Here is a 251-nt window from a genome sequence, read left to right on the forward strand (position 1 = left end):
TCAGTGTTGAGAAACTGGTTGCTCCTGTTCCTGGCGGAAAGCAACCAGTGCTTAAAGGGATTGGCTTCCAGCTTGATGCTGGTGAGAGTCTGGCAATTATTGGTCAAAGTGTTTCGGGGAAAAGCACTCTGGCAAGGCTGTTGACTGGCGTTTGGGAACCATCTTCCGGCGCAGTGAGACTTGATGGATGTGATGTCAGCCGCTGGGATAGAAGCGAACTTGGCCCCTGGATCGGCTACCTGCCCCAGAAT

General features: G+C 53.0%; 1 protein-coding gene. It reads left to right on the plus strand.

Going from position 1 to position 251, the window contains the following annotated elements:
- Window positions 1-251: ATP-binding cassette domain-containing protein (locus ACY2RR_RS24580; RefSeq protein ID WP_490110833.1), on the plus strand; the 251-nt coding region annotated here is incomplete at both ends.

It is taken from the genome of Parendozoicomonas sp. 2304DJ65-17, assembly GCF_058148445.1.